This window comes from Mesorhizobium sp. M2A.F.Ca.ET.043.02.1.1 (genome assembly GCF_003952405.1).
In the GTDB taxonomy this organism is placed as follows: domain Bacteria; phylum Pseudomonadota; class Alphaproteobacteria; order Rhizobiales; family Rhizobiaceae; genus Mesorhizobium.
The window spans coordinates 4,013,816-4,038,244 of sequence record NZ_CP034445.1 but is presented as its reverse complement, the minus strand read 5'-3'; the positions used below and the strand labels follow the sequence as shown (position 1 = coordinate 4,038,244).

Genomic DNA, 24,429 nt, shown 5'->3' with positions numbered 1-24,429 from the left:
AGCCGTGCCCCGACATCGAAGCGTCATCGCCAGCATTCGCGCTGCCGACATCCTTCGTGACGGCAACCCGGATGGAGCAGAGCCGGACTATTCGCCCAACGTCGCCACCGTCTTCAGCGCGCCGTCCAGCATGTCGCCCTTCTCGTCCTTCAGCGCCGCCTCGCGCAGCCGGCGTAGCCAGTCGGCGGCGTCTTCGCGACCCTTGAGCATCGGCAGCGCCGAGAGCACGCGGTCGAATTTCGACTGGGCGCGGGCATGGGTGTCGCTGTAGCCCTTGATCAGCCGGCGGCAGTTCAGGATTTCGGTGGCCAAAGCGTAGTCCTGCCGCGCATGGCTGAGCGCCAATTCGTACCAGCGCTCGAGATGCTCGACTTCGACCTTGTGGCGCAGCAGGCGGCGGCGCCAGCGGCGCAGGCCGCCGATGAACCACAGCATGGCGAAGCCGGTAAAGCTGTCGGTGCGGATGTGGCGGCCGCGATTGATGCGGCGGTCGAGGAAGGCGGCGAGCTTCGGCCGGCTCTCGATATAGCTGCCGAGCCCTGCCGGCATAGTGCCGCAGAATTCCTCGATGCGCGGATGGAAATATTCGGTGACCTGCAGGACCGCACCTTCCTTGACGCCGACCTCCTTGCGCACGCGCTTGTCGCGGGTCGAGCGCGTCTTGAGATCGGCGACGCGGATCATGTCGTCATAGCACATGGCGTTGGCGAGATGCTTTGCCGCGGCGGTGGACAGAGCATAGCCGCGCTCCGCATTGTCCAGCGCCACCGCCTTGTCCAGCCGGTGAAGATATTCGCCGCCATAGGCGACGTCCTGGTAGTCGACGACCTTCTTCAGCCCGCGCTCGGCCATGTCGCGCAGCGGCTGCGGCAGCGCCGCGACGCGGGCGGCAAGCTGCTGCCAGCCCTTCAGCAGGGTTTCCGGACCGCTGACCTTCGCCGTCGACTTGGGTGCGGCGGCAGGCTTCGCGGCCTTCTCGCTTGTTGGCGCGGCCGCGATGCCCAGCGCGCGGTCACAAGCCGCGCCGAAGGCGGCAAGGCTGGCTTTCACACCACGACCGCCGGCGCCGATCGCCTGCTCATAGCTTTCGCGGGGGAAGGGCAGCGCATCCGAGCCGGCCAGCGCGCCGAGCAGGCTGGCCGAGATCATGGTGCCATTGTCGGCGGCGATCTTTTCCATGTCGAAGGCGATGAAGCGCTTGGCCGCGGCCTCAGCCGTCGCGTGCACCTTTTCCGACGAGGCGCGGCCGTCGCCCGGCTCGATCTTTTCCGACACGGCGGCGATGCGGTGCGAGGAGGTGATCAGCGTCGTGCGTTCGGGCGTGACGAAGCCGCGGATGATGGCGCGGCCCGCCTCCATCAGCTCGGCTGCGATCAATATGTCGACGTCGCCCTGCGACGGCGACAGCGCGAAGACCGGCAGCCGGCCGGTGTCGCGGGCCATCTCGATATAGTAGATCGTGGCGCCGGTGCGCTGGGCGACGCCGGCGACGGAGGTCGATTGCGCGATGTAGCCGTTGCGCTCGGCGACATCGGTGATCCAATCGGCCAGCACGCCGCCACCCTGGCCGCCAACGGCGAGCACGGCGAGCTTTATCACCCGCTCGTCATCAAAGGCGCCCGATTTCGGGCGCAGCGCTGCTTTGTGATCAAGCATCGGCAAACATCAAACGGCGGCTCTCGCGGCGGCGCTGCAACAGGCCGATCACGGCGCGGCGCGCGCTTTCGAGGAAACGGTCCCAGCGGCCGGGATTGTGGACGACATCGGCGCGGTAGAAGGAGGGGCAAAGCACGGCGGCGTCCGCCACCTCGCCGCAATTGCCGCAGCCGACGCAATTCTGGTCGATCGAGGCGACGGGATCGTCGCGCAACGGATCGTCGAGCGACTTCACCGACAGCGATGGACAGCCAGAGAGGCGCATGCAGGCATGGTCGCCGGTGCAGATGTCCTCGTCGACACCGAATTTCGGCTTGACCACGCGCTCGCCGCCCTTGATCGCCTTGTCGACCAGCGGCTTCTCGCGGCGCTGGCGGTTGAGCATGCATTCGGACGAGGCGACGATGACCTTCGGCCCCTTCTCCTCGGTGGTCAGCGCCTCGCGCAGCGCGGCGCGCATCTTGCCGACATCATAGGTGCGGTCGATGTGGCGCAGCCATTTGACCCCCATGCCCTTCACCGCTTCATCGATCGGATGCTTCGTCGACTTGGTGCGGTTGTTGGCGCGCGACGACAGGATGTCCTGCCCCCCGGTGGCGGCCGAGTAGAAATTGTCGACGATGACGATGACGCCGTCATTCCGGTTGAAGACGGCATTGCCGATCGAGGAGGTGAGGCCGTTGTGCCAAAACCCGCCGTCGCCGACGAAGGAAATCGAGCGGCGTTTTGCTTCCGGCGAGTTGAAGGCGGAGGCCGAGGCGGGCCCCAGCCCGTAGCCCATGGTGGTGGCGCCGAGCTCGAAGGGCGGCATGATCGAGAACAGATGGCAGCCGATGTCGGAAGCGATGTGGTGCTTACCGAGTTCCTGCTCGACCAGCTTGGTCGCGGCGAAGATCGGCCGCTCCGGGCAGCCGACGCAGAAGCCCGGGGGCCGGCCCGGAACGACATTGATGAGATCGGCGGTGTCGATGCCTTCGCCCAGCTTGTTCGGCGCGCGCACCTCGCCCGGCAAAAGATGCGGGGCGTTGGCGCGCAGGAAGGAGCCGATGCCGTCGAGCATCACCTGCCCAGTATATTCGCCGGCCATCGGCAGATGCTCCTTGCCGACCAGCCTGGTGCCGCGCCCGGCCTTATGCAGCATCGCGGCAAAGGCCTGCTCGATATAGTTGGGCTGGCCTTCCTCGACGACCAGCACCGCCTGCTTGCCTTCGCAGAAGGCGAGGAACTCGTCGTCCACCAGCGGATAGACGGCGTTGAGCACGTAGAGCGGCACGTCGGTGTCGCCATAGGTGTCGGCAAGGCCGAGCCGCTGCAGCGCGCGGATGACGGAATTGTACATGCCGCCCTGCATGACGATGCCGACCGAGCCATGGTCCGGCCCGAACATCTCGTTGATCTTGCGGCTATTGATGAAATCGACCGCCGCCGGCCAGCGCTTGGCGACCTTCTCCTTTTCATGCAGGAAGGAAGCGGGCGGCAGCACGATGCGGCCGGTGTCGCGGCGCGGCGCCGACAGCGCGTCGGCGACCGACATTGGCGGGCGCTTGTTGTCCTTGGCGATGAAGTGGCCGTGGACATGGCAGCAGCGGATGCGCACCTGCAGCATCACGGGTGTGTTCGACGCCTCGGACAGTTCGAAGCCGTCCTCGACCGCCTTGACGATCGAGGGCAGGTTCGGGCGCGGGTCGAGCAGCCAGACCTGGCTCTTCATGGCAAAGGCGTGGCTGCGCTCCTGCATGATGGAGGAGCCCTCGCCATAATCCTCGCCGACGATGATCAGCGCGCCGCCAGTGACGCCGCCGGACGCAAGGTTCGCCAGCGCGTCGGAAGCGACGTTGGTGCCGACCGTCGACTTGAAGGTGGCGGCGCCCCGGATCGGATAGTGCACCGAAGCGGCAAGCATGGCGGTGGCGGTCGCTTCCGAGGCGCTTGCCTCGAAGTGCACGCCAAGCTCGCCCAGAATGTCCTGCGCATCGGCCAGCACATCCATCAGGTGGCTGATCGGCGCGCCCTGGTAGCCGCCGACATAGCCGACGCCGCATTGCAGCAGCGCCTTGGTGATGGCGAGGATGCCCTCGCCGGCGAATTCCTCGCCGGCTCCTAACCTCAGCTTTTCGACTTCCTTGGCAAAAGACCGTTCGGCCATGTCTGCCTCCTTCCGTTGCCGCAACCAGGCGGCGCGTACGTCAACTCAGATGTCGTGCTTGCGGATGTTCTTCAGCATCTTCTGCAGGATCGCGATCAGCGCCGCATATTCGGCATCGTCGACATCCTCGAACATCGCCTCGAAAGCGTCGTGCATCGCCGGCCAGGCGCGGGTGAAGAGCGCGCGTCCGTCGTCGGTCAGAAACACATGGCGGATGCGGCTGTCGGTGACGCCCTGCTCGCGCCGCACCAGGCCCTGGCCTTCCAGCGTGTCGAGCGTGCGGCTCAAGGTCGACTGCTCGATCACCGTATAGACCGATAGGTCGTTGACGGTGACGCCGTCGGTGACCGAGAGCACGGCGAGCGTCCGCACCTGCGGAATGGTAAGACCTTGCTTACGGAAATCCTCGCGCAAAGTGGCGTTGTAGCGGCCCATGATGCGGTTCATCAGATAGGGCGCGAATTGCTGCAGCCCGATCTGGCCGAGGGTCGAGATGCGCTGGGGTTTTTCGGCGAGCTTTTGTTCCATCAGAGCCTCCCCGCCAGAAGGAAGCCGGAGCCGCCGCCTAGGCCGGCTCCCGGATGGGTCGAAGCGCCGATATGGTAGAGGCCTTTGATGCCGGTCTCGTGGTTGCGGCTCGCCTTGAACGGCCGCCACAGGAAGGACTGGTCGATGGTGGATGAGCCGCCATAGGGATCGCCGCCGACCAGGTTGATGTTCATCGCCTCGAGATCGGCCGGCGAATAGGCGCGACGGGCAAGCACCGTGTCGCGGAAATCGTCAATGTGGCTGGCGAGGATCGCCTCGACGCGGTCGGCATAGGCCTCGCGCAGCGCTTCGGTCCAGCGCCCGTCAGCCGGGGCATTCAGCTTGCCGGCGGCATCGCCCTTGATGTGGCGCGGTGCCTCGGGAAGCTGCAGCCATAGGATCGCCTTGCCTTCCGGACAGCGCGACGGATCGAGCGCGTGCGGCTGGCCGACGCAGATGGTCGGAATTTCCGGCAGCAGGCCGCGCACCGCCTCGTTGCAGGCTTTGGAGACGCCATCCAAGCCCGGCGTCAGATGCAGCAGCGCCACCTTGTCGAGGCCCTCGCCGCGCCAGGCCGGCGGCTTGTGGAGCGCGTAGTGGATCTGAAAATTGCCCTTGCCGTAGCGATAGGACTGGGTGGCCTTGGTGGCTGCTTCCGGCGCATCCCTGCCGAGCAGGCGGCCGTAGAGCTGCGTCGGCGTGACCGAGCAGATGACGCTCTTCGTGGCGGTCAACGTCTCGCCCGACGCGAGCCGCACACCGGTGGCGCGGCCGCCGGTCTGGACGACCGAGGCGACGTCGGCGTCGACGCGTATCTCGCCGCCGCGTTCCTTGATCACCGCTTCGAAGGCGGCGAGCAGGTTTTTCGCGCCGCCCTTGACAATGGGGGCACCGGCGGCCTCCAGCGCGAAGGCGATGACCTTGGCGATCTGGCCGGAGAAGGCGTCTTCGGGCCCAAGCCCGGCATGCAGCACCCAGGGTGCCCAGAGCGCGCGGACCGTGTCGGATCTGTAGGTCGTCTCAAGCCAGCCGCGCGCGGGCACCAGCGCCTCGCCCATGAAGGCGGCGAGGTCGCGCGGGCCGCGCCGCCAGGCCTCGCCGGCCAGCAGCTTGGTTGTCGGATAGGACCAGAGCGCGCCGCCGAGCAGGCCGAACAGCAGCCCGGCATTGCGCTCGATGCCGCCGACGTCGCCGCCATGGCGGTCGCCGTCGCCGGCGGCGATCCGGTTGAGCGCCGGAATGTTGGTGGCGCGGTCGGTGGTGAGCACGGCATGGCTGCCGTCCGGCATGAGAACGCCTGTGGGAGTCGCCGTGTGGCAGAACTCCAGCCCATGCCGCGCAAGGTCCTTGCCAAGCGCGGCAAAGGCCGGCGAGGTGATGAACAGCACGAAGGTCGTCGCCATCACGTCATGGACGAAGCCCGGCGCGGTGATCTCCTCGGTGCGCATGCAGCCGCCGATGCGGTCGTTGCGCTCGAGCACCAGCACCTTGGCGCCCTTGGCGCCAAGCATTGCCGCGCAGACCAGGGCGTTGATGCCGCTGCCGACGATGATGTGATCGGCGGCGGTCATTGAGGGGTGCTCGCGGTCAAGAAATGGACGTCAATCGCGCAAAGCCGAGTTCCTTCGCGCCCCCCTGTGTCCTGCCGGACATCTCCCCCACAAGGGGGGAGATTGGCAGCCTCGGCGCCTTGCTCAATCCTGCGGCGTTGGAGATTGGCGAAAGCACGCGTGACGTCTGATCTCCCCCCTTGTGGGGGAGATGTCCGGCAGGACAGAGGGGGGCGCCGTAGAGCGCTGACGCTCCAAGACGACCACATCGACTCCATCACTCCATTGCCCTCGAGCATGATCTTCTCCCGAAGACCGCCGCCTCGCCCTATTTGCCTGGCACCAGCGCCAGCGCGCGGATCGGGCTGCCGGTGCCGCGCTCGATCTTGAGCGGGGCCGCGATCAGGATAGCGCCCTTCGGCGGCAGCTGGTCGAGATTGCAGAGGCTGGCGAGGCCATAGCGGTTGGCCTTGTGCATCAGCGTGTGGGCCGGGAATGGCGGCTCCATGCCGCCGGCCTTGCCGGCATCGGTACCGATCGTCTCCGAGCCCCAGCCCTTGATATCCTTGCTGATCAGGAACTGGATGGCTTCGGCCGTCGGGCCGGGCGTGTGAGGGCCGGTCTCGTTGGCATTGAGGAACTCGGCTTCCGAGCCGTTGCGCTTGTACCAGTCGGTGCGCATCACCACCCACTCGCCGGGATTGATGGCGCCGTGCTTGGCCTCCCAGGCCTTGATATGGTCGACGGTGAGCAGGAAATCGTGGTCTTCAGCCGCTTCCACTGAGCAGTCGATGACGTTGACCGGACCGATGAAATTCTGCGCCGGAATGGTGTCGGTGGCGCCGTCCGGATAATCCTTGCCGGTAATCCAGTGCTGCGGCGCGTCGAAATGCGTGCCCGAATGCTCGCCGAGCTTCAGCCAGTTCCAGGCCCACCACGGACCGTTCTTGTCGTATTTGGAAATCTCGTGGATCTCGATCTTCGGCGTGTCGACGGCGAGTTCCGGCGGCAGCTTGATCAGCGGCGTGTTCGGCCCGAGCGGCGCCGTCAGGTCGACCACCTTGATGGCGCCCGAGAGCAGCTGGCCGGCGACCTCGCCGAGGAGTTTCTGCGTGTCCATGGTCTTTGTTCCCTCTTGTCTCTGATGATCAAGGCTCGTTGCGGCCCTTAATATACCTACTAGACGAAAACATATGCATCTGCAATTATCTTTAAGCATAAAGCATTTTGGGGCGGGGCGTGAGCGAGTTCGACGCCATCTTTGTCGGGGCGGGCCACAACAGTCTGGCATGCGCCGCGCATCTGGCGCTCAAAGGCTGGAAAATAGCGGTTTTCGAACGCAGCGAAACGATCGGCGGGGCAGTGCGGACCGCCGAATACACGCTTCCCGGCTTCCGGCACGATTTCGGCGCGATGAATTTGAGCCTCTTTGCAGGCTCCGCCTTTCACCGGAAATATGCAAATGAATTGAATAGCCACGGGCTGGAGTTCGCGCCGGTGGCCGATTGTTTCGCCAGCGCCTTCCCCGATGGGAAATGGTTCGGCGTCAGCAACGACCTGGAAAAGACCGCATCGCGGCTGGCCGCCTTCTCGGCGGCGGACGCGGCCACATGGCGGAAACTGGTAGGCGCCTTCCCGGGCGAAGCTGAGCATCTGTTCCGGCTGCTCGGATCGCCGATGAGCGCAAGGGCGCTGGCCGGCACGGGCTGGAATCTCTGGCGCAAGAAGGGTCTTGCCGGCGCGCTCGATACCGGCCGGCTGCTGCTCTCATCGCCGCGCGGGTGGCTGGAGGAAAATTTCGAGACGCCGCATGTCCGCACCACGCTCGCGGCCTGGGGCATGCATCTCGACTTCGCGCCCGACATCGCCGGGGGCGCCGTCTTCCCCTACCTGGAATCGATGGCCAACCAGAGTTTCGGCATGGTGCTGGGCAAAGGCGGTGCCGACACCATCATCCATGCCCTGGCCGGCATGGTGAAGGCGGCCTGTGGCCAGATCACGACCGGCGCCGATGTCGCCGAGATCATGGTTTCCGGCGGCAGGGCGACCGGGGTGCGGCTGGCATCCGGCGAAACGCATGTTGCGACCAAGGCCCTCATTGCCGGTGTCGCACCGAAAGCGCTGCCGGGCAAGCTGCTGCCCAATGGCTCGGGCGACGCCGGTTTTGACGCTGCGATGCAGACATTCCGTCATGCGCCGGGCACGATGATGATCCATCTGGCGATGGACGATCTGCCGGACTGGAGCGCCGGCGCCGAGCTTCGCCAGTTCGCCTATGTGCATCTGGCGCCGTCGCTCGATGCCATGTCGCGCACCTACCAGCAGGCGATCGCCGGCCAGTTGCCCGACCAGCCCGTGCTCGTGGTCGGCCAGCCGACGGCCGTCGACCCTTCGCGGGCGCCGCAAGGCAAGCATGTGCTGTGGGTGCAGGTGCGCATGCTGCCGGCGGAGATCCTCGGCGATGCCGCGGGCAAGATCGCGCCGGCGCAGTGGGATGCCGTCAAGGACGCCTATGCCGAGCGCGTGCTCGACATCATCGAGAGCTACGCGCCGGGATTGCGCCGCAAGGTGCTTGGCCGCGCGATCTTCTCGCCACTCGATCTCGAGCGCGAAAACCCGAACCTGGTCGGTGGCGACCAGATCTGCGGCAGCCACCATCTGGCGCAGAATTTCCTCTTCCGCCCGGCGCGCGGCTTTGCGCGCTGGAACACGCCCGTCGCCAACCTGTACCTCACCGGAGCCGCGACATGGCCCGGCGCCGGCACGGGCGCGGCCTCCGGCTTCATGCTCGCCCAACAGCTGGGAGGAAACTAGAATTCCGGGACGGGAAGCGCGCGGTTGCCCGGGTGCCTGAACAGACGGATCGATGACGCCGCGCAAATTAAAGACAACCAACAAGGGGAACGACCATGACCATCAACAGACGCGACTTGCTTGGATATGGCGCCGCCGCGATCGGCGCGGCGACGCTTGGCCTGCCGAGGGCGGCCAAGGCGGCCGACGAGCTCACCATCGCCTACAACGTCAACCTGCCCTCCTGGGATCCGACGACCGGCCCTTCCGCGGTGAACCCGACCATTCAGGGCCTCTACCAGTCGGTGTTCGACCAGATCATCGGCCAGAAGCCGGACCTCTCCTTCACGCCGGGACTGCTCACCGAATGGGGCTGGAACGACGACCGCACCAAGGTGACGATGACGGTGCGCGAAGGCGTCAAATGGCATGACGGCTCGCCCTTCACGCCGGAAGACGTCGTGTGGTCGCTGACCCGGGCCGGCGACGAGAAGACCGGCAACCCGATCCAGTTCGTCTGGAAGAACGTCAACAATTTCAAGATCGACGGCAACAAGATCACCGGCGACGTCGTCCAGTTCGATCCGGTCTATTTCAAGTGGATGTCGTTCCTGACCGGCTACATCCTGCCGAAAGCCTATTACGAGAAGGTCGGGGCCGAAGGCTTCGAGAAGGCCCCGATCGGCACCGGGCCGTATATGGTCGACAAGTTCGAGCGCAACGCCTTCCTGCGCCTGAAGGCCAATCCGCATTATTGGGGCACGAAGCCGGCCTTCGAGAATGTGACGATCAAGTTCGTCACCGATGCGGCGAGCCGTGTCGCCGAGATCGAGTCGGGCTCCTCGCAGGTGACGCTCGAAATCCCCTATGAGGAATATGACCGGCTGATCGCCAAGGACGGGCTTGCCGGCTCGATCAAGAACGTCTCCGACATCGGCATGATCTTCTTCAACGACATCGAGGCGATGCTGGACAAGAACGTCCGCCAGGCGGCCGTGATGGCGGTCGACAAGGAGCTTCTTGTCAAGCGCCTGCTGCGCGGCTACGGCCAGCCGATCGCGACGCTGGAGACGCCGGAATACACGGCCTTCGATCCCTCGATCAAGGTCGAGCACAACCCGGAGAAAGCCAAGGAATTGCTAGCCGCCTCGGGCTATTCGACCAAGAAGCCGGTCAAGTTCACCATCCAGACCACCAAGGGCTTCAAGCCCAAGGACTATGAGATGATCCAGGCGATCGTCGGCATGTGGCGCAAGGTCGGCATCGAGGCCAAGATCGAGGTCTATGAGATCGCCAAGCATTACGAGCTGCGCGCCGCCGACAAGCTGGCGCCGGCCGCCTTCTACAATTGGGGCAACTCCATCGGCGACCCGACCACCTCGACCGGCTTCGCCATGTACGGCCCGAGCCCGCATTCGGTTTGGGACAGCAAGGACCTGATCGACATGATCAACCCGCTCTGGGGCGAGAAGGACGAGGCCAAGCGCATCGCCGGCTGGAAGGCGGTCGACAAATACATCGCCGAGCAGGCCTATGTGCTTCCGCTGATCCAGTATGCGCAGCCGATCGTGCATTCGAAGAAGGTCAACGTCGTGCAGCATGTGTCCGGCGCGTTGCTGCCGGCGCTGATGACCCCGGCCGCCTGATCGAAATGAGGAGGCGCGGTAGCGTGCCTCCTTCAACGACGCAGCCCCCTCATCCGGCCCTTCGGGCCACCTTCTCCCCCAGGGGAGAAGAGGCCGCCGACGGCTGAGCCAGCCTCTTCTCCCCACCGGGGAGAAGGTGGCCGCGAAGCGGCCGGATGAGGGGGATTCCGTTCAGAGTGATTACGCACGCATGCTGCTGCAGAGATTCCTCGTTCGTCTGTTGACGATGCTGGTGACGCTGTTTGGCGTCGCCATCGTCGTCTTCGTCGTCATCCGGGTCGCGCCAGGCGATCCGATCGCCATGATGCTGCCGCCCGGCGCCAGCGATGACGACATCGCCCGGCTGCGCGCGCTCTACGGGCTCGACAAGTCAATCGTGCAGCAATTCTTCATCTGGCTCGGCGGCGTGCTGCATGGCGATTTCGGCACCTCGATCTCGCTGCGCCAGGACGTGCTCGGCCTGGTCTTCGACCGGCTGCCGGCGACGCTGGAGCTGGCGACCGTGGCGCTGCTGATGGCGATCGCGCTCGGCGCCACCGCCGCGATCCTCGGCGCGCGCTCGCGCGGCACGGCCATCGAGGCCGGCATCGACATCGTGAGCGGCGCGACGCTCTCAATTCCCGATTTCCTGTGGGGCCTTGTGCTGATCCTTTTGTTCGGCGTGCTGGTGCCGGTGTTCGACATTTCCGGCCGGGTGTCGCCGCAGCTCGATCTGCCTTTCGTCACCCAGTTCTATCTGGTCGAGAGCATTCTCAGGCTGCGCTTCGACCTCACCTGGGACCTGCTGAAACACATGCTGATGCCGGCCGTGGCCTTGGCGCTGCCGCTGGCGGCGATTATCGCGCAGTTGCTCAAACAGTCGCTGAAGGAGGTGCTCGACCTCGACTATGTCGTGCTGGCGCGTGTCAAAGGCTTTTCCGAGACGCAGGTCATCCTGCGCGAGGCGCTGAAGAACGCGGCCCTGCCGACGCTGACGCTGGTCGGCGTGCAATTCACCTTCCTCATCGGCGGCACCGTCATCGTCGAGCGGCTGTTTTCCTATGAAGGTCTCGGCAATATGGCGATCGACGCCGTCATCAACCGAGACCTGCCACTGATCCAGGGCATCGTGCTGGTCTTCGCGCTGCTCTTCGTGCTGATCAACCTCGCCGTCGATATGATGTATGCGCTGCTCAATCCGAGGCTGCGCCATGGATGAGGCGCGCGTTGCCCGGCGCCGTTTGAGCCCGAGGCTGTGGCTGGCCGGCGGTTGGCTTGTGCTGGCGATGCTCGCGGCCATCTTCGCGCCGCTGCTCGCGCCGCAGGACCCGCTGGCGCAGGATTTGATGCTGGAGCGCCTGCCGCCCTTCTGGCTGGACGGCGCCGAGCCCGGCTATTGGCTGGGCACCGACAGCCTGGGACGCGATCTGTTGTCGCGGCTGATCTTCGGCGGCCGCATCGCCTTCATCGTCGCCTTTGCCGCGGCGACGTCCGCCTGCCTTCTCGGTTCGGCGCTCGGGCTGATCGCGGGCTATTTTGGCGGCTGGGCCGACCGCATCATCTCGCGCGTCGTCGATGTCTGGATGGCGTTCCCGCCGGTCCTGTTCGCGATCCTGCTGGTGGCGGTGCTGGGCACGGGCCTCAGCTCCGTCATCCTTGCGATTGCGATTATCGACTGGACGCGCTTTTGCCGGGTGATCCGCGCCGAGGCGATGAGCCAGGCGCGCATGGATTATGTCGAGAGCGCGCGCATCGCCGGCTATGGCCGCATCGGCATCATGCTGCGCGAAGTGCTGCCCAATGTGCTGCCGTCTGTGGTGGCGCTTTTGTCGCTCGAAATGGGCATCGCCGTGATCGTCGAGGCGATCCTGTCCTTCGTCAATCTGTCGATCTCGACCGACGATCCGACCTGGGGCGGCATCATCGCCGAGGGCCGTCTGTCGATCCACCAGGCCTGGTGGGTGCTGGTGTTCCCGCTGATCACGCTGATCCTCACTGTGCTTTCCTTCAGCCAGTTCGGCGAAGCGCTGAAGGCGCGCTTCGATCCGGTGCTGCGATGAGCGCGTGTCTGGACATCCGCGGCCTGAGCGCCGTGCTGCCCAACGGCCAGCGCGTGCTGCGCTCGGTGTCGCTCGCCGTGCAGCCTGGCGAGGTGCGCGCGCTGGTCGGCGAGAGCGGCGCCGGCAAGACGATGATCGGCAAGGCGGTGCTCGGCGTGCTGCCGAAAAGCGTGCGCATCGTAGAAGGCGAGATGCTGATCGAAGGCGAGGATCTCGGCCGGCTCGACGCCAAGGCCCGGCGCAACCTGATCGGCGCGCGCACGGCGCTGATCCCGCAGGACCCGCTGACCGCGCTCAACCCGTCGCGCCGCATTGGCCCACAGATGACCGACCGGCTGGTGCGCATCCTCGGCTGGAGCGGCGAGCGGGCCGACAAGCGTATCCGCCAGTTGCTCGACGAGGTACAGATCCGAGATCCTGAACGCGTGCTGAAAAGCTATCCGCACGAATTGTCCGGCGGCATGCGCCAGCGCGTGCTGATCGCGGCGGCCTTCGCGGCGGAACCGAGGCTGATCGTCGCCGACGAGCCGACGACGGCGCTGGACGTGACCGTGCAGAAGCAGATCCTGCGGCTGATCGCGCATTTGCAGCGCGACCACGGCACGGCGATCCTGTTCGTCACCCACGATCTCGGCGTCGTTGCCAAGATCAGCCAGAAAGTGTCGGTGCTCTATGCCGGCAAAGTGGTGGAGGAGGCAGAGACCGCCCAGCTCTTCGCTGCCCCGCAGCACGCCTACACGCAGGCGCTGATCGCGGCGACGCCGCGCTACACCGATCCATACGCATCGCTGAAGCCGGTGGACGAGAGCGTGCTTGCCGGGCTCACGGCTGAGATCGCAGCCGCCGACAAAGATTGGAGGCCCGGCCATGGCTGAGCCGCTGTTTTCCGTGCGCGGGCTGAAAGTGGCGCTGCCGGACATGACGCGCAAGCCATTGATCGGCCGCGCGCCGCTGGCCGAAATCCTGAAAGGGCTCGACTTCGACCTGGCCAAGGGATCGGTGACCGGTATCGTCGGCGAGTCCGGTTCGGGCAAGTCGACGCTCGGGCGCGCGCTGGTCAGGCTGCTCGAGCCGAGCGCCGGCGCGATCAGCCTCGAGGGGCGCGACATCAGCCATCTTTCGGAGGCTGAGCTCAGGCCGCTGCGCCGCGACCTACAGATGATCTTCCAGGACCCGATGTCGTCGCTCAATCCGCGGCATACGGTCTTCAACATTATCGCGGCGCCCTTGCGGCAAAACGGCCTCGGCGACCGGCTCAAGGAGCGCGTCGCGGAAGCGCTGCAGCGCGTCGGCCTGCCACAGAATTTTGCCAGCCGCTACCGCCACGAGCTGTCGGGCGGGCAACGCCAGCGCGTCGGCATCGCACGGGCGCTGGCGCTGGCGCCGAAATTCGTGTTGGCCGACGAGATCGTCTCCGGCCTCGACGTCTCGACCCAGGCGCAGATCCTGACGCTGCTGGAGAAGCTGGCGGCCGAGATGGGGCTGACGATCGCCTTCATCAGCCACGATCTGTCGGTGATCCGGCGGCTCTGCCAGCAGGTCATCGTCATGCGCGAAGGCAGGATCGTCGAGGCCAGCGCCACGGACGCGCTGTTCGACAATCCGCAGGAGTCCTACACGCGCGACCTGCTCGCCGCCATTCCGCTGCCGGAGATCGATCCGGACTGGCTGCGGCCCAAGGCGCCGGCATGAATTGAGTTTTAAAATCCGCACGCCGACCAGCGGGCATCGGATGTGCGCTAGGACAAGCAGGCTCGCCAATGGAGGGTGACATGAAATACGCAGTCCAGGCAGCGGTCCTCGCGGCCTCCTTGTCCGGCGCAATGGCAGCCGCATCGGCGGATACGATCCCCGGCATGCGCGGGCACGACCATACCGGCATCACCGTGCCCGACATGAAACAGGCCGTCGACTTCTTCACCGATGTCGTCGGCTGCAAGAAGGCGATGTCGTTCGGACCGTTTGCCGACGACAAAGGCACCTTCATGCAGGACCTGCTCGGCGTCGATCCGAAGGCGGTGATCGAGGAGATCACCATGGTCCGCTGCGGCACCGGGTCGAACATCGAATTGTTCAAATACACCGCGCCCGACCAGAAGGATTTGACGCCGAAGAATAGCGATATCGGCGGCTTCCACATCGCCTTCTATGTCGACGACGTCGCCGCCGCGAAGGCTTATCTCGACGGCAAGGGCGTGAAGACCAGACTGGGACCGCTGCCGGTGAAGGAAGGCCCCGCGGCCGGCCAGACCATCCTCTATTTCCAGGCGCCCTGGGGCCTGCAGCTGGAAGCGATCAGCTACCCGCAGGGCATGGCCTATGAGAAGGGGGCGGAGACCGCGTTGTGGAGCCCGAAGGATCCGAGCAAATGACCTAAACCGGCCGCGCCCAAATCATCGTTCAATTATAAAACTTTAAGCTTGAAATAATTGACCCCTGGCGCAATACTGACAGTCGGAACCGCTGGTCCCATCCGGCGGTTCCGGACATCATATAGAGTTCACGCAATTCCGGACGGAAAACCGCTACGCACTTTTCCTGGAATTGCTCTAGAGGAGATCGCAAGACATGAAGGTTGCGGTTCTCGGCGGCGGACCGGCCGGCCTCTACTTTGCCATCTCGCTGAAGCTGCGCGATGCCGCGCATGAGGTGACGGTCTATGAGCGCAACCGCCCGGACGACACGTTCGGGTGGGGCGTGGTGCTGTCGGCCGAGACGCTGGAGAACCTGACCAGGAACGACCCGGTCAGCGCCGTCTGGATCAAGAAACATTTCGCCTATTGGGACGACATCGCGGTGATCCATGACGGCGTGCGCACCGTTTCCTCCGGCCACGGCTTCTGCGGCATCGGCCGCAAGCGGTTGCTGATCCTCCTGCAGCGCCGCGCGCGCGAGCTCGGCATCAAGCTGCAGTTCGAGACCGAGATTTCCGATCCCCGGCCCTTCATGGAAACGCATGACCTGGTGGTTGCTTCGGATGGGCTGAACTCCAAATCCCGCGCCACTTTCGCCGATGTGTTCAAGCCTGACATCGACACACGCAAATGCAAGTTCGTGTGGCTGGGCACGACGCAGAAATTCGACGATGCCTTCACCTTCATCTTCGAGAAGACGGAGCATGGCTGGGTGTGGGCGCATGCCTACCAGTTTGACAGCGAGACGGCGACCTTCATCGTCGAATGCAGCGAGCAGACCTGGAACGCCTTCGGCTTCGGCCAGATGACGCAGCAGGAATCGATCGCGGCCTGCGAACGCATCTTCGCAAAACACCTTGGCGGCCATCCGCTGATGACCAACGCCAACCACATCAGGGGTTCGGCCTGGATCAACTTCCCGCGCGTGCTGTGCGAGCGCTGGTCCTATAAGAACCTGGCGCTGATGGGCGACGCCGCGGCATCGGCGCATTTCTCGATCGGTTCCGGCACCAAACTGGCGCTGGAAAGCGCAGTGGCGCTGGCCGACTATGTCGAAACCGAGCCCAATCTCGAGGCTGCCTTCCGCAAGTATGAGGATGCGCGGCGCACCGAGGTGCTCAAGCTGCAATCGGCGGCGCGCAACTCGCTCGAATGGTTCGAGGAAGTCGAACGATATCTCGGTTTGGATCCAGTTCAGTTCAACTATTCACTGCTCACCCGCTCGCAGCGCATCAGCCATGAGAACCTTCGCCTGCGCGACGCCGAATGGCTGGCGGGCGCCGAGGAGTGGTTCCAGCGCAAGGCCGGCGCCGGCGGTAACATGTTGCGCCGCGCGCCGATGTTCGCGCCGTTCAAGCTGCGCGACATGGCGCTCGCCAACCGCATCGTCGTCTCGCCGATGGCGCAATACAAGGCGGTCGACGGCTGCCCGACCGACTGGCATTTTGCTCACTATGCCGAGCGCGCCAAGGGCGGCGCGGGCCTGCTCTATATCGAGATGACCTGCGTCAGCCCGGAAGGGCGCATCACGCCTGGATGCCCGGGCTTCTACAAGCCGGAGCATGAGGTCGCCTGGAAACGGCTGGTCGATTTCGTCCATGCCGAAACGGAGGCCAAGATTTGCGCCCAGATCGGCCATTCCGGCGCCAAGGGCTCGACCCGCGTCGGCTGGGAAGGAACCGACGTGCCGTTGCCTTCCGGCAACTGGCCGGTGATGGCGCCGTCGGCCGTGGCATGGTCGCCGCAGAACCAGGTGCCGAAGGCGATGGACCGCGCCGACATGGACATGGTCCGCGACCAATTCGTCGCTTCGGCTCAGATGGCCGGGCGTTGCGGCTTCGACATGCTGGAGATCCATGCCGCGCATGGCTATCTGCTGTCGGCCTTCATCACACCGCTGACCAACCGCCGCACCGACGACTATGGCGGCTCGCTGGAAAACCGCATGCGCTACCCGCTGGAGGTTTTCCACGCGGTGCGCGCGGTGTGGCCAGCGGAAAAGCCGATCTCGATGCGCATCTCGGCCAATGACTGGGTCGGCATCGAAGGCGTGACGCCGGCGGACGCCGTCGAGATCGCAAAGCTGCTGCGCAAAGCCGGCGTCGATCTCTGCGACGTCTCGGCCGGACAGACGTCCATCGCCGCCAAACCGGTCTATGGCCGCATGTTCCAGACGCCGTTCTCCGACCGCATCCGCAACGAGGTCGGCATGGCGACGATGGCGGTCGGCAACATCTACGAGCCGGACCATGCCAACTCGATCCTGATGGCCGGCCGCGCCGATCTTGTGGCGCTGGCAAGGCCGCATCTTGCCGATCCCTACTGGACGCTGCATGCGGCGGTGACGCTCGGCGACCGCGGCGTCAAATGGCCCGATCCCTATCTGCCGGGACGCGACCAGATTTACCGGCTGGCGGAGCGCGAAGCGGCAGCGGGGCTGAAGGTATGAGCGCCGCGCGGGCAATCGAGGGCAAGCACGCGCTGGTCACCGGCGGCGGCTCCGGCGTCGGCAAAGCCATCGCGCTGGCGCTGGCGGAAGCCGGCGTGGCCGTCACCATTTGCGGCCGACGTGGAGCGGCGCTGGCCGAGGTAGCGAAGGAAAGCGACCGCATCTTTGCTGTCGCCGCCGATGTTACGAATGAGTCCGAGATGGCAGCCCTCCACGAGAAGGCGGAAGCCGCGCGCGGACCGTTCGACATCGTCGTCGCCAATGCCGGCACGGCCGGCAGCGCGCCGGCGCACAAGACGTCTTTGGCCGACTGGCAGCGCACGCTCGACGTCAACCTCACCGGCGCGTTCCTGACGGTGAAGCCGGCGCTCGCCGGCATGCTCGCGCGGAAGGCAGGCCGTATCGTCTTCGTCGCCTCGACCGCTGGGCTGAAGGGCTACGCCTATGTCGCGCCCTATGTGGCCGCCAAGCATGGCGTCGTCGGGCTGATGCGCGCCTTGGCCGCCGAGACCGCCAAGTCAGGCGTGACGGTCAACGCCGTCTGTCCCGGTTTTGTCGAAACCTACATGCTGGAAGAATCCGTCCAACGCATCGTGGAAAAGACCGGGCGGTCGGCAGCGGAAGCAAGGCAGAGCCTGTCGGCGACGAACCCGCAGGGACGCTTCATCCAGCCGGACGAGGTCGCAGACGCGGTGCTGTGGCTGTGCAGCGATGCGGCGCGATCGATCACCGGACAGGCAATCTCCATTTCCGGAGGCGAGACATGGTAGCGGGACCGACCTCCACCGGGCCGGGCAAGGAGAGGCTGCGGTTGTGGATCAGGCTGCTGCGCGCCTCGCGCACCATCGAGGCGGAGCTGCGCGAGCGGCTGAAAAAGGAATTCGACACCACGCTGCCGCGCTTCGACGTGATGGCGGCGCTCTACCGCGTGCCGGAAGGGATGCTGATGAGCGACCTGTCGCGCTTCCTTCTGGTGTCGAACGGCAATGTGACGGGCATCGTCGACCGGCTGGTTTCGGAAGGGCTGGTGACGCGCGCGCGCCGCAACGGCGACCGCCGCACCTCGATGGTGCGGCTGACCGAGGAAGGCAGCAAAGCTTTCGCGAGGATCGCGGCCGTGCATGAGGGCTGGGTCGGCGAGCTGCTCGGCGGTGTCAGCGAGGAGGAAGCGAAGCGGCTCACCGGCATGCTGAAATCGTTCCGCAGCAATTGGGAGGGACGCGAATGAGCGCCATGGCCAGGCTCAAGCCGAAGCATTTTCTCTGGGAGGTCGAAGGCAAAGTCGCGAAAATCCGTCTCGACCGCCCTGAGCGCAAGAATCCGCTGACCTTCGACAGCTATGCCGAGCTGCGCGACACCTTTCGCGACCTCGTCTATGCCGAGGATGTCGACGCCGTCGTGTTCCTGCCCAATGGCGGCAATTTCTGCTCGGGCGGCGATGTCCACGACATCATCGGACCGCTGGTCAAGATGGACATGAAGCAGTTGCTGGCCTTCACGCGCATGACCGGCGATTTCGTCAAGGCGATGCTGAATTGCGGCAAACCCATCATCTCCGCCGTCGACGGCGTGGCTGTCGGCGCCGGCGCGATCATCGCCATGGCCTCCGACATCCGCATCGCCACCCCGGAAGCAAAGACGGCCTTCCTGTTCACCCGCGTCGGGCTCGCCGGCTGCGACATGGGCGCCTGCGCGATCCTGCCGCGCATCATCGGCCAGGGCCGCGCCGCCGAGCTGCTCTACACCGGCCGCACCATGAGCGCGGCGGAAGGCGAGCGCTGGGGATTCTACAACCGCCTGGTCGACGCGGCAGCGCTCGAGGCCGATGCGCTCGACATGGCGGCGCGCATCGTTTCCGGCCCGACCTTCGCGCATGGCATCACCAAGACGCAGCTCAACCAGGAATGGTCGATGGGCCTCGACCAGGCGATCGAGGCGGAAGCGCAGGCACAGGCGATCTGCATGCAGACCGGCGATTTCGAGCGGGCCTACAAGGCGTTCGTGGCGAAGGAAAAGCCGGTGTTCGAGGGGAATTGAGGATGTTGTCTTCGCTCAAGATGGACATGCTGACGGGACAGCGCCCCCCTCTGTCCTGCCGGACATCTCCCCCACTTGGGGGGAGATCAGCCGTCGCGTCCGCTTTCGCCAGTTTTCAACGTTGCAAGGATGGCGCCGGCGCCCGAGCTGCGAGCGGAGGCGCAAATGCCTGACCGCTCTTTCCTCACCTGGCCCTTCTTCGAAGACCGTCACCGCGAACTCGCCGACCGCCTCGACGCCTGGTGCGCGAAAAACCTCCCCGTCGATCACCACGACGTCGATGCCGCATGCCGCGACCTCGTCGCCAAGCTCGGCCGCGATGGCTGGCTGAAGCCGACGGCGCTCGACCTGGCCAACCCCGGACCGCTCGACGTGCGCACGCTCTGCATCACCCGTGAGACGCTCGCCCGCCACGATGGCCTCGCCGACTTCGCCTTCGCCATGCAGGGCCTGGGCACCGGCGCGATCTCGCTGTTCGGCACGCCGGAGCAGCAGCGCTGGCTGGAAAAGACGCGAGCCGGCGAGGCGATCTCGGCCTTCGCGCTGTCGGAGCCGCGCTCGGGATCGGACGTCGCCAACATGGAAATGACCGCCACGCGCGACGGCGACAAATACATCCTTTCAGGCGAAAAGACCTGGATCTCCAACGGCGGCATCGCCGACCTCTATGTCGTCTTCGCCCGCACCGGGGAGGCGCCCGGCGCCAAGGGGATTTCCGCCTTCGTCGTGCCTGGCGACGCGAAGGGTCTCGACATCGCCGAACGGCTCGAGGTCATTGCCCCTCACCCGCTGGCGCGGCTGTCCTTCGACAATGTCCGCATCCCAACTTCCGCCCTGATCGGCAAGGCCGGCGACGGTTTCCGCATCGCCATGTCGGTGCTCGACGTGTTCCGCTCGACTGTTGGCGCGGCAGCGCTTGGCTTCGCGCGACGCGCGCTGGACGAGAGCGTCAAGCGCGCCGCGGAACGCAAACTCTTCGGTGCGCCGATGGCGGAGTTGCAGATGGTGCAGGGCCACATCGCCGACATGGCGCTCGATGTCGACGCCGCCGCGCTGCTCATCTATCGCGCAGCATGGACCAAGGACATGGGCGCCGCGAGGGTGACGCGCGAGGCGGCCATGGCGAAGCTCTTCGCCACCGACAAGGCGCAGGAGGTAATCGACAAGGCGGTGCAGCTGCATGGCGGCGACGGCGTGCGCAAGGGCCATATCGTCGAGAGCCTCTATCGCGAGATCCGGGCGCTGCGCATCTATGAGGGCGCCTCGGACGTGCAGAAGGTGGTGATCGCCAGACAGGTCATGGGCGCGGCGTGAAACCTTTGCCAACCGCATCTGAAATAGGGGGAGACATGCACACCATCCTGCAGCCTGAGGGCTGGGCCAAACCGGTCGGCTATGCCAATGGCGTGGCCGCGCGTGGCCGGCTTGTCTTTATCGGCGGCCAGGTCGGCTGGAACGCCGAGTGCAAATTCGAGACCGACGACTTCGTCGGCCAGGTGCGCCAGACGCTCGCCAACGTCGTCGCCGTGCTGGCCGAAGCCGGCGGCGAGCCGCGGCACATCACCTCGATGACCTGGTACTTCACCGACAAGGCCGAATATGTCGGCAACCTCAAAGGCATCGGCGAGGCCTATCGCGCCTTGATTGGCCGGCATTTTCCGGCGATGGCGGCCATGCAGGTGGTGGCGCTGGTCGAGGACCGCGCCAAGGTCGAGATCCAGGCGACCGCGGTCATACCTGACTGACTACTGACGCAGCCCGGCCTGCTTCAGGAGCGGCAGAACGCGATCGCAGAAATAGGGCAGTTCCTGCGTGTAGTTGACGAAGGACAAAGCGATGCCCTGATAGCCATGCGCGGCGATGGCGGCCATGTCGGCGGCGATCGTCTCAGGGGTTCCGATCAGCGGGTAGGTGCCGGCGCCGCCGGCGAAACGTTGGCGATAGCGGTCATAGGCGTGCTGGTCGTGCGACTGTGAGAATTCCTTCTTGCCGGCCATGTGGGCATCGACCGCCTCGTGGTCGGCCATGGTGACGGCATAGCGCGTGTAATAGGCCTGCGCCTCTTCCATCGTCGGGCGGCAGACCACATGCGCAACCGTATAGACGCCGACGTTGCGGCCGACTTTGTCGGCACGCTCACCGATGTCGGCGACATGCTTGCCGGCATCGCTCATCTCGGAGAAGGTCGTGAACAGATAATCGCATCGGGCAGCGGCGAAATCGCGGCCGGGGCCGCCGAAAGCGGCATTCATGGTCACCGGGCGCGGCACCTGCAGGCTGGCCGGCCGGCTCACCGCCTCCTTCAGGCGATAGTAGGCGCCCTCGTAGTCGAGCGGCTCGCTCGACGCATAAAGCCGCTCCAGGATCTCGATCCATTCGGCCGCCTGGTCGTACCCCTTCTCGACCAGCGGCGTGCCGAACATGCCGAACTCCTTCGGGTTCCAGCCGCAGACGATGTTCAGCCCCGCGCGGCCCTGACTGATATGGTCGACCGTTGCCAGCGCCTTTGCGGCATAGAGCGGGTGCACGAGCGGCACATGCACGGTCATGAACAGGCCGATCTGCTCGGTCGACGCAGCAAGGGCTGCCGCCCAGGTGAAGGTCTCGAAGGAGAATTCGCGCACCTTGTTGCGGCCGCCGAACCCGCGCCAGCGCGCGATCGGCAGCATGAACTCCAGCCCGGCGCGGTCGGCGATCTGGGCTGCCGTCAGATTGTCCTGCCAGCTTGCCGTCCAGCGCTCCGGCACATCGGTGATGGCAAGGCCGCCATCCGCGTTGGTCGAGAAGACGCCAAGGTTCAGTCTGTTCGGGCCATGCAGGGGATGCGCTTTGATCATCTTGGAAACTCTTGGGCGGAACGCCACACGCTAGGCCGGCGTGAAAATATTTCAAGCCTGAAATAGCTTCGCCTCGTCGTCGTTTGCGGATATGGATTGGGCAACTTGAAAAAGGGGATCGGCATGAACGAGTTCCGCCAGAAATGTATCAGCAGGACCAACCTCGTCGGGCCCTTTGCCGCCATTCCCCATCCGGTCGCCGTCGAGGTGATGGCATCGTCCGGGCTCGATTTCCTCTGCATCGACTGGGAGCATGCGCAGATCTCGCGCGAGACGATCGAGGCCATGGTGCGGGCGGCCGACGTGCATCGCGTGCCGGCCATGGTGCGCGTTCCCGGCCATGCGCCTGAAGCCATTCAAGCGGCGCTGGACAGCGGCGCGCAGGGCGTGCTCGTGCCGCGTGTCTCGACCGCAGAGCAGGCGGCGATGGCCGTCAAGGCATCGCGCTATCCGCCGCTCGGCGAGCGCGGCGTCGGTCCCGGACGCGCTGCCGGCTACGGCTATCGCATTCCCGAATATCTGGCCGCCGCCAATGAGCGGATCGTCGTCGCGGTCCAGGTCGAGACGGCGGAGGGTCTCGCCAACATCGAAGCAATCGCCGCCGTCGACGGCGTCGACCTGATCTTCGTCGGTCCGGGCGATCTCTCGGTGTCGATCGACGCGATCGGACCTGCCGGCGCGGACAAGCTCAATGCGGCGATCAAGAGCATCATCGGCGCGACGCTCGCGCATGGAAGGGCCGCCGGCATCTTCTGCGCCAGCCCGCAGAATGTCGGCCGATGGGGCGCCCTCGGCGCCAGCTTCTTCGTGCTGGCCAGCGACACGATGTTTCTCGGCGCCGGCGCGGCGGCCAATTTTGCCGCCGCGCGCGACGAGCTGGCGTAAAACGGACGCGACCCGCATCCGTTGGGCAGCAGGGGCGCCAAACTTTTTAAGCTTAAAACTTTTGCCTTGAAAAGCGCGGCACTTTGGATAGCATCCTTGAAGGCGGCTGCCACTGCAGGTTTTCCTGTCAGTCCGTCGCCGCCCGGGTGGAAGGGGGTTTCAGTCCTTGTCGTTTGTGTTGCCCCAGTCGTCGTCCAGCGCGCGCTATGCCTTCGATGGCGTGCGCGCCCAGATCCGCGACCTGCACACGGAAAACATCGCCAACCTCGCGGTCCGCGCGCGCGAGCTCGGCGATGTCATCGCGCTCTGGTACGGCGAAGGCGACGTGGTGACGCCGGCCTTCATCCGCGACGCGGCAAAGGCGGCCTTCGACGAGGGCCTGACCTTCTACGTCCCCAACATGCGCGGGCATGGCCCGCTGAATGAAGCGCTGTCGGAATACCAGACGCGCATCCATGGCCGCCCGATCCCGATCGCACGCACCACGGTCACGCCGGGCGGCATGCAGGCGCTTTATCTTGCCCTGGAGCTGCTGGTCGATATCGGCACCAATGTCGTCTATGTCGCGCCGCAATGGCCCAACATCCACAACGCCATCCACCTGATCGGCGGCGAGCCGCGGCCGTTCTCCCTAGATTTCAAGGATGACTGGCGGCTTGATCTCGACCGGCTGTTTTCGACCTGCGACGCGCGCACCCGCGCGATCTTCCTGTCGACGCCGTCCAACCCGACCGGCTGGACCGCGTCGCGCGAGGAGATGCAGGCGCTGCTCGACTTCAGCCGGCGCACCGGCATCTGGATCATCTCCGACGAGGTTTATGGCCGGCTCTATTTCGACGGCGACGTCGCACCCTCGATCCTGCAGATCGCCGAGGACGGCGACCGGGTGCTGTCGGTCAACAGTTTTTCGAAAGCCTGGGCGATGACCGGCTGGCGCATAGGCTGGCTCACGCACTCATCGGGCGTGGCCGACCAGCTCGGCGCCATGACGCAGTACATCAACAGCGGCACCGCCGCGCCGATCCAGGCCGGCGCCGTGGCGGCGATCCGCCAGGGCGAGCCGCTGGTCGAAGACATCAGGCAACGGATCAGGACCGGGCTCGACCTCGCCTATGACCGGCTGGCCCGGATCCCCGGCGTCATCCTGCCCACGAAACCGCGCGGCGGCATGTACGCGTTCTTCGCCATAGAAGGCGAAGCCGATGCGCGACAGGTCTGCGCCAGGATACTAGAGAAGGCGCGCGTTGGGCTGGCGCCCGGTCACCTGTTTGGAAATTCGGCGGCAGCATTCCTGCGCATGTGTGTGTGCCGCGACAGCGGCCAGATAGAAACGGCGCTCGAGCGCATGGTCGCCGCCATGAATTGACGCCCCGCTGGGAGGCGGGACGGCAACAAACCGTGCGGGGCGAGCCCCGCCCGATCGACAACAGAGGGAAGACCCAGAGGGAA

At 65.5% G+C, this 24,429-nt stretch carries 21 protein-coding genes; 15 read left to right on the top strand and 6 right to left on the bottom strand.

Annotation, left to right across the window (positions count from 1 at the left end):
* Positions 1-87 precede the first annotated feature (87 nt).
* The 5 genes from EJ068_RS19315 to EJ068_RS19290 form a co-directional block, all read right to left on the bottom strand.
* Positions 88-1,656, bottom strand: coding sequence for an indolepyruvate oxidoreductase subunit beta family protein (locus EJ068_RS19315; protein WP_127253575.1), 1,569 nt, complete (start codon positions 1,654-1,656; stop codon positions 88-90).
* On the bottom strand, positions 1,649-3,802 hold the full coding sequence (locus EJ068_RS19310; RefSeq protein ID WP_127253576.1) for an indolepyruvate ferredoxin oxidoreductase subunit alpha: 2,154 nt from the start codon (positions 3,800-3,802) through the stop codon (positions 1,649-1,651). The genes EJ068_RS19315 and EJ068_RS19310 overlap by 8 nt, the downstream gene beginning before the upstream one ends.
* Before the next feature lie 45 nt (positions 3,803-3,847).
* Positions 3,848-4,330, bottom strand: coding sequence for a MarR family transcriptional regulator (locus EJ068_RS19305; RefSeq protein WP_127253577.1), 483 nt, complete (start codon positions 4,328-4,330; stop codon positions 3,848-3,850).
* Positions 4,330-5,901, bottom strand: coding sequence for an NAD(P)/FAD-dependent oxidoreductase (locus EJ068_RS19300; RefSeq protein ID WP_128314796.1), 1,572 nt, complete (start codon positions 5,899-5,901; stop codon positions 4,330-4,332). Before EJ068_RS19300 ends, EJ068_RS19305 begins: the two co-directional genes overlap by 1 nt.
* A gap of 307 nt (positions 5,902-6,208) precedes the next feature.
* Positions 6,209-7,000, bottom strand: coding sequence for a cyclase family protein (locus EJ068_RS19290; protein WP_126079663.1), 792 nt, complete (start codon positions 6,998-7,000; stop codon positions 6,209-6,211).
* Positions 7,001-7,119: 119 nt separating this feature from the next.
* Here EJ068_RS19290 and EJ068_RS19285 point away from each other — a divergent pair, with 119 nt between their 5' ends.
* From EJ068_RS19285 to EJ068_RS19225, 13 genes are all read left to right on the top strand, one after another.
* The gene (locus EJ068_RS19285) at positions 7,120-8,694 is read left to right on the top strand and encodes an NAD(P)/FAD-dependent oxidoreductase (RefSeq protein ID WP_127249842.1); all 1,575 of its coding nucleotides are present in this window, start codon (positions 7,120-7,122) and stop codon (positions 8,692-8,694) included.
* A 95-nt stretch (positions 8,695-8,789) separates the two neighbouring features.
* On the top strand, positions 8,790-10,319 hold the full coding sequence (locus tag EJ068_RS19280; RefSeq protein WP_126079665.1) for an ABC transporter substrate-binding protein: 1,530 nt from the start codon (positions 8,790-8,792) through the stop codon (positions 10,317-10,319).
* A 190-nt stretch (positions 10,320-10,509) separates the two neighbouring features.
* The gene (locus EJ068_RS19275; protein ID WP_126079666.1) at positions 10,510-11,517 is read left to right on the top strand and encodes an ABC transporter permease; all 1,008 of its coding nucleotides are present in this window, start codon (positions 10,510-10,512) and stop codon (positions 11,515-11,517) included.
* Positions 11,510-12,358: an ABC transporter permease gene (locus EJ068_RS19270; protein ID WP_127249841.1), complete on the top strand. Its 849-nt coding sequence runs from the start codon at positions 11,510-11,512 to the stop codon at positions 12,356-12,358. Before EJ068_RS19275 ends, EJ068_RS19270 begins: the two co-directional genes overlap by 8 nt.
* On the top strand, positions 12,355-13,233 hold the full coding sequence (locus EJ068_RS19265; RefSeq protein WP_127249840.1) for an ABC transporter ATP-binding protein: 879 nt from the start codon (positions 12,355-12,357) through the stop codon (positions 13,231-13,233). The genes EJ068_RS19270 and EJ068_RS19265 overlap by 4 nt, the downstream gene beginning before the upstream one ends.
* A complete protein-coding gene (locus EJ068_RS19260; protein WP_127249839.1) occupies positions 13,226-14,050 on the top strand; it encodes an ATP-binding cassette domain-containing protein in 825 nt (274 codons plus the stop codon). Before EJ068_RS19265 ends, EJ068_RS19260 begins: the two co-directional genes overlap by 8 nt.
* Before the next feature lie 80 nt (positions 14,051-14,130).
* On the top strand, positions 14,131-14,730 hold the full coding sequence (locus EJ068_RS19255; RefSeq protein ID WP_129554693.1) for a VOC family protein: 600 nt from the start codon (positions 14,131-14,133) through the stop codon (positions 14,728-14,730).
* A 196-nt stretch (positions 14,731-14,926) separates the two neighbouring features.
* The gene (locus EJ068_RS19250) at positions 14,927-17,221 is read left to right on the top strand and encodes a bifunctional salicylyl-CoA 5-hydroxylase/oxidoreductase (protein ID WP_127249838.1); all 2,295 of its coding nucleotides are present in this window, start codon (positions 14,927-14,929) and stop codon (positions 17,219-17,221) included.
* Entirely contained in the window at positions 17,218-17,991 is a 774-nt protein-coding gene (locus EJ068_RS19245; RefSeq protein ID WP_127249837.1) for an SDR family NAD(P)-dependent oxidoreductase, read from the top strand. Before EJ068_RS19250 ends, EJ068_RS19245 begins: the two co-directional genes overlap by 4 nt.
* Entirely contained in the window at positions 17,985-18,449 is a 465-nt protein-coding gene (locus EJ068_RS19240; protein ID WP_127249836.1) for a MarR family transcriptional regulator, read from the top strand. The genes EJ068_RS19245 and EJ068_RS19240 overlap by 7 nt, the downstream gene beginning before the upstream one ends.
* Positions 18,446-19,258, top strand: a complete 813-nt coding sequence (locus EJ068_RS19235) for an enoyl-CoA hydratase family protein (RefSeq protein ID WP_127249835.1) — start codon at positions 18,446-18,448, stop codon at positions 19,256-19,258. The genes EJ068_RS19240 and EJ068_RS19235 overlap by 4 nt, the downstream gene beginning before the upstream one ends.
* A gap of 165 nt (positions 19,259-19,423) precedes the next feature.
* Positions 19,424-20,572: an acyl-CoA dehydrogenase family protein gene (locus EJ068_RS19230; protein ID WP_127249834.1), complete on the top strand. Its 1,149-nt coding sequence runs from the start codon at positions 19,424-19,426 to the stop codon at positions 20,570-20,572.
* A gap of 35 nt (positions 20,573-20,607) precedes the next feature.
* Positions 20,608-21,003: a RidA family protein gene (locus EJ068_RS19225; RefSeq protein ID WP_126079676.1), complete on the top strand. Its 396-nt coding sequence runs from the start codon at positions 20,608-20,610 to the stop codon at positions 21,001-21,003.
* Here EJ068_RS19225 and EJ068_RS19220 read toward each other — a convergent pair whose 3' ends face one another.
* Entirely contained in the window at positions 21,004-22,095 is a 1,092-nt protein-coding gene (locus EJ068_RS19220; protein WP_127249833.1) for an LLM class flavin-dependent oxidoreductase, read from the bottom strand. It abuts the gene before it with no gap.
* A 123-nt stretch (positions 22,096-22,218) separates the two neighbouring features.
* On the opposite strand from EJ068_RS19220, the gene EJ068_RS19215 reads away from it, so the two are divergent.
* On the top strand, positions 22,219-22,980 hold the full coding sequence (locus tag EJ068_RS19215) for an HpcH/HpaI aldolase/citrate lyase family protein (protein WP_127249832.1): 762 nt from the start codon (positions 22,219-22,221) through the stop codon (positions 22,978-22,980).
* A 175-nt stretch (positions 22,981-23,155) separates the two neighbouring features.
* Positions 23,156-24,346: a pyridoxal phosphate-dependent aminotransferase gene (locus EJ068_RS19210; RefSeq protein ID WP_245463474.1), complete on the top strand. Its 1,191-nt coding sequence runs from the start codon at positions 23,156-23,158 to the stop codon at positions 24,344-24,346.
* Positions 24,347-24,429 lie beyond the last annotated feature (83 nt).